Here is a 587-nt window from a genome sequence, read left to right as displayed (position 1 = left end):
GATTCGGGCGCAACGTCGCTCCCCGGCGCGGTCGCGCCCCCCGCGGGGGAGTCGCTCGCCGCCCCGGTCGCGGAAGGCAGGGGCGGGCGGAGGATCGTCTTCGGCACGCGCGCGCCGGCCTTCGAGCTGGAACTGGCCGAAGAGGGCATGCGCTACCGCATCGCCGGCCGCATCGACGGTCGTGTGGAGCGTCGGCCGGGCGCGGAGGCCGCACGATGACTCCGGCGCCGAATCGCAATCGGGCTCGCCCTCGCAACGCCGGACGCACGCGCGGCTTCACGCTGCTCGAGACCCTGGTCGCGCTCGCGATCGTGGCAATCGCACTGGTGTCGGCATTGCGCGCGATGGGCGCGACCGCGCAGTCCACCGCAGCCCTGCGCGAGCACACCCTGGCGAGCTGGGTCGCGCAGAACCGCCTGGCAATGCACCGTGCCACTGCGGCCTGGCCGGAGATCGGCGAGTACAGCGGCGAAGCCGAGCAGGCGCGCATGAGGATGCGCTGGGAGGAGAAAGTGAGCGGCACGCCCAACGCACTTTTTCGGCGTATCGACGTGCGCGTGCTCGACGCGAGCGGCGGGCGCACCCCC

The 587-nt window shown here is 73.3% G+C and carries 2 protein-coding genes; both read left to right on the top strand.

The features are described from left to right. Window positions 1-219: hypothetical protein (locus C665_RS19785; RefSeq protein WP_004330897.1), on the top strand; the 219-nt coding region annotated here is incomplete at its 5' end. Continuing rightward, window positions 216-587, top strand: a 372-nt coding sequence (gene gspI / locus C665_RS19780) for a type II secretion system minor pseudopilin GspI (RefSeq protein ID WP_004330895.1), incomplete at its 3' end; no start/stop codon positions are given. The genes C665_RS19785 and gspI, both read left to right, overlap by 4 nt.

Source organism: Thauera aminoaromatica S2 (assembly GCF_000310185.1).
Taxonomy (GTDB): domain Bacteria; phylum Pseudomonadota; class Gammaproteobacteria; order Burkholderiales; family Rhodocyclaceae; genus Thauera; species Thauera aminoaromatica.
This window is presented reverse-complemented; position numbering and strand designations above follow the sequence as displayed.